This is a genomic window from Rhodoplanes roseus (assembly GCF_003258865.1).
Lineage (GTDB): Bacteria > Pseudomonadota > Alphaproteobacteria > Rhizobiales > Xanthobacteraceae > Rhodoplanes > Rhodoplanes roseus.
In genome coordinates, this window is sequence record NZ_NPEX01000800.1 from 1 (window position 1) to 276 (window position 276).

Annotated in this window: 1 protein-coding gene; it reads right to left on the reverse strand. The window is 67.8% G+C overall.

Going from position 1 to position 276, the window contains the following annotated elements:
- Window positions 1-276: alpha/beta fold hydrolase (locus CH341_RS32465; protein WP_146604766.1), on the reverse strand; the 276-nt coding region annotated here is incomplete at both ends.

Sequence of the window (276 nt, forward strand, 5' to 3'; positions counted from 1 at the left end):
GCCGTCAGCACCATGCGCTCCACCTGGGTGCGGGCGCGCGCGGCATAAAGGAGCGCGATGGCGGCACCCGTCGAATGGGCGAGGATGTTGTAGGGCGGATGGCAGCGGGGGAGGGCCACCTCGCGCATCACCGTTTCGAGATCGACGAGATATTCGGAGAAATCGTCGACATGGCCCTTTCGCGGGTCCCGCAGGCTGCGCGTGGACCCGCCCTGGCCGCGCCAGTCGAAGGTGACGACCGAATAGCCGCGACGGCGCAATTCGGAGACGGTCTCG